Source organism: Candidatus Izemoplasma sp. (genome assembly GCF_982632705.1).
In genome coordinates, this window is sequence record NZ_CEXEES010000091.1 from 1 (window position 1) to 3,922 (window position 3,922).

Consider the following 3,922-nt stretch of genomic DNA (forward strand, 5'->3'; position numbering starts at 1 on the left):
AAAAAAAGTCCAGAAATGGACTTTTTACTTTTATAGGCATTTTACAGCATTCTGTTTTCTATACGAAAACAAGGTAGAATCTATGTTTATTCAAAATATGTAATTAACAGTAAAACATGTGATAGTAACCCTATTAAGTTGATCCAGACAACCACTCTTTTTTCAAACTTGGTGCCTAGTAGTTGCATTACAGTCCCGAGTACCCAAAATAGAACTAGGATTGAGATTATAACTAGAAAAACAATAGTTGATCTAGAACTAGGAATGAGCATAGTACTAAGAATATATATAAACATAATTGCAATAATCAAGATACTAGCTTTTGATTGTTTTTGTTGATCAGTATAACTCCTACTTCTACCACCATTAACTAATGTATACGAAATCTTCTTATTGAGCACTAATACGTGAACAAGAAAACTAGCTATATAAAAGAAAAAGGCTAAACTATATGTAATTTGAACTGGAATCATTTTTAATCATCTCCTATAAGTTCTTGTGGTTTAGGTTTAATTCTTTTCTAATTATCAACGACTACTTCCATTTATAGTATATCATACCTTCTCAATGCGTATAGATACTCATTTATCTTGTTGCTGATATAATGAAGTATAGGAGGTATTGTATGAATGTAGAGAGACTGGAATCAATTTTAAAGAAGTATACTATTATAGCACCGATATTCTGTGGGATTCTAATCGCATATTATTTTATATTTGGTAGAATCTTAGATATGTACCCGTATTTTATGGAACCATTGTTTTTCATTATGTTACTATTGTTTATTGGTAACATCGGATTAATCATATTTGAAATCAGTTATGGTACCTATAAAAAGGAGAAAAAGATTACACAACTAGGATTATTTGGTTTACTAAATCAGTTATTTATTGGATTCACATTATTAGTTACTTTCGCTGTTGGACTTACCAATATATATTAAAAAAAGTCCAGAAATGGACTTTTTACTTTTTATGCTACTTTAAATTGTGACGATTTACAAATCATACTTCTATTCTAGAAAATTATGTTAAAAACAATTCCTGCTAAACCAAGTAAAATCCAAAAAATAGAAAAAGACCACTTTATGATTGCTGCTGCTTTAGTACCATATTTATCTTCTAAATCTATTTTAGTACCACGAGTACGCCCACCAGCACGTATTTCATAGTCATAATTTACAATCATATCATATATCATTTTACCTCCATAAGCGAAGCAAAACAAGACTCCTATAGTAATAGCAAGCAATTCCATATTAACAACTCCTTCATATGTATTTTATCCTAATTTATATGTTTATTTTCCAATTATAACATTCACAACAATTGATACAATTAATGGAACAATTAAAACTGCAAAGTCAAGAACTGTTGCGTATAACCTAAGTGTTCTGTGTGCTACAGTCTCTAGCATTATAACATACTCAAAAAGGTCATTGCTCAGAAAAAAAAGAATAACTAAACCATAAATGGCTTAACTATTTTTTTTACATAGTATTTCAAAGTAGATTAGAATCCCTGATAGAAGTCTGGAAGATTCCTAAGGATTTAAAACCTAATAAATAGGAAGGCAATTCCACAAATAAGAGCAATTATTCCTCTCATTTTCATTAACCCTGTTGCGGTATCAGAGTACTCTCGTTCTCCTTTACGTCTGTAATTGTCCTCATGTCTCAATGCAGCATCTGTATCAAGAAGTGTCCATACTCCAATACCGATACAAACTATTGCCAATAAAAAATTCATCCAATCATCTCCTTCTTCCATATTATATCATAAACCAATGTACTATAGGATGTCACTCTAGGTAAATAAAAACAACCAAACTCTTAAAGGGATTGATTGTTATGCTTTCAAATGGCATTCCGGGAGGGATTTGAACCCACGACCGATGGATTAGAAAGTCTTTTACTATATAACACTATATCTTGTAGAACGACCTACACCTACTTTTTCAATCATATTCTTCTTTAATAAGCTACTTAGCTGTCTTTCAATTGTAATCTGCGATATATCTGTCAGAACATCAACTAATTCTTTTTTTGATATAGGAGTAATAGACTCGGATATATACTTATATACTCTTTCCTCATTTGATACTTTTTCTTCTCTAACTATAATGTACCTTTCTTCCAATAATCTATATGCGTGTACCACAACTCCTAAATAATACTTGATAAATGAAGAACAATCGTTATCTTGTTCATGCCAGCCAATATTACTTAATTGCAGTGTATCATAATATGTGTCTTTTGTATTCTCAATGATCTTCTCGATACTAATGTACTTCCCCACATAGTAACCTGATTTATATAAAAGAAGTAACGTAAGTAATCTTGACATACGTCCATTTCCATCATTAAACGGATGTATACATAAAAAATCAAAGATGAATATCGGAATAACGAAAAGTGGGTCGATTATGTTTTGATTTATTATATAGTCATACTCAGCACATAACTGATTTACGTACTCTTCTACTAAATAGGATTTAACAGGAATAAATCTAACAGTTCTATTTCCAAATCGATCTCTTTCTTCAATGATGTTATCAGAGTTTTTGTATTTCCCACCAAATGATTGTCCTGAGAACTGATACAAAATTTTATGTAGTTGCAATATGATGTTTGGTGATACATCCATGTGAGCATAACTAGTATGAATGAGTTCTAACGCACTTCTGTATCCTGCTATTTCTGATTCATCTCTATTCAATGGAGTTGCTTTGGATAACACAATTTCTTTAAGTCTCTTATCCGTTGTGAAAATACCTTCTATTTTATTTGATGCTTCAACACTTTGCACTTTAGCCATCTTAATCAATTTGTTTAAGACATCTGGATGTGATATCGAAAATAATTCACTCTTCCCTTTGTTCTCATAAATTTTTGTAATGATATTTATAACATCATTCCCAAAATTTAAATTGAGATATTTACCATAATCCATTAATTTCTGCATCAAACCACCTTCTTTCTCCATCATTTTAACATACTTGATGCATATAATCAATGTATTGTCTAGTTTTATACATCATTATATATGATACGATGCATGAAATGCATAGAGTGATGTATATAAATAATCCGGCAGTCCATTACTAATTGGTGAAAAAAAGTTAAGCCTTTACTGGCTTAACTTTTGAATTATTAAATGGCATTCCGGGAGGGATTCGAACCCCCGACCGATGGCTTAGAAGGTAAATCGTCTAAGCTGAGGTAACATAATTCGCAATCTTTTTTATGTTATCAAGAGATAATTTTTCAAACCTTTTGTTTCTTAAATAATCATTAGTATTACCTTGATTAAGATTTAAGTCTGTGTATATTCTATAGTTACTTATATTCTTCTCATTTTTAGTTTGCATTATTATTTTGTGGTATAGATTCTTTTGGATAATATTTTTATTCACTACAAGATTCTTATAAGATGTATATAGTTGCTTCAGTTCGTCAAAACTGTCTAGTGATTCAACTTCTTGATCCAAATAATTTAGTTCAACACCATCATACTTCGATTTGTATTCCTCATATTTTTTATAAAGCCTTTGAAGTTAGTCTTTTTTTTGTAATAGTGTATCAGTAACATCATGATTAAAGAAAACATAAAAACTATAAACATTTAGAAGCCTTGTGTCTGACTTTACATACTTTTCATTTTTGAACAAGCTTAAAGATTGCTCAGGATTCATATCCTTAGCATAATCTCTTAAAAAACTCATAAATGTCTTTGTTTTCATATCTCTCACTCCTTAAAGAAATTTTTATATAGATCAACCATCTCCAAATATCTTCTATCAGTAATAGCCGATTCTTTTGCTTCGATAACAACCTGATCTAACAATACCTTACTATATTGATTACCATCTTTTATCTTTTTTAAGTCCTCCATATCTTTTTTTCTGTATGCATATAGCTTTG

Annotated in this window: 7 protein-coding genes; 1 reads left to right on the forward strand and 6 read right to left on the reverse strand. The window is 30.1% G+C overall.

Features of this window, described 5'->3' with window-relative positions; all coding sequences use genetic code 11:
• Positions 1-86 precede the first annotated feature (86 nt).
• On the reverse strand, positions 87-473 hold the full coding sequence (locus tag AC2LE6_RS08575) for a hypothetical protein (RefSeq protein WP_484478843.1): 387 nt from the start codon (positions 471-473) through the stop codon (positions 87-89).
• A gap of 152 nt (positions 474-625) precedes the next feature.
• Here AC2LE6_RS08575 and AC2LE6_RS08580 point away from each other — a divergent pair, with 152 nt between their 5' ends.
• Positions 626-943 carry a hypothetical protein gene (locus AC2LE6_RS08580; RefSeq protein WP_484478844.1) on the forward strand — a complete coding sequence of 106 codons (318 nt, stop codon included), beginning with the start codon at positions 626-628 and terminating at the stop codon, positions 941-943.
• Positions 944-1,017: 74 nt separating this feature from the next.
• Here AC2LE6_RS08580 and AC2LE6_RS08585 read toward each other — a convergent pair whose 3' ends face one another.
• From AC2LE6_RS08585 to AC2LE6_RS08605, 5 genes are all read right to left on the reverse strand, one after another.
• Positions 1,018-1,257, reverse strand: a complete 240-nt coding sequence (locus AC2LE6_RS08585; RefSeq protein ID WP_484478845.1) for a hypothetical protein — start codon at positions 1,255-1,257, stop codon at positions 1,018-1,020.
• A 293-nt stretch (positions 1,258-1,550) separates the two neighbouring features.
• Positions 1,551-1,748 (reverse strand): DUF6199 family natural product biosynthesis protein, encoded by a 198-nt coding sequence (locus tag AC2LE6_RS08590; protein WP_484478846.1) that lies wholly within the window; start codon positions 1,746-1,748, stop codon positions 1,551-1,553.
• Between the two features lie 165 nt (positions 1,749-1,913).
• A complete protein-coding gene (locus tag AC2LE6_RS08595; protein WP_484478847.1) occupies positions 1,914-2,963 on the reverse strand; it encodes a Fic family protein in 1,050 nt (349 codons plus the stop codon).
• Between the two features lie 247 nt (positions 2,964-3,210).
• A complete protein-coding gene (locus AC2LE6_RS08600) occupies positions 3,211-3,489 on the reverse strand; it encodes a hypothetical protein (protein WP_484478848.1) in 279 nt (92 codons plus the stop codon).
• A gap of 66 nt (positions 3,490-3,555) precedes the next feature.
• The gene (locus AC2LE6_RS08605; protein WP_484478849.1) at positions 3,556-3,741 is read right to left on the reverse strand and encodes a hypothetical protein; all 186 of its coding nucleotides are present in this window, start codon (positions 3,739-3,741) and stop codon (positions 3,556-3,558) included.
• Between the last annotated feature and the right edge of the window lie 181 nt (positions 3,742-3,922).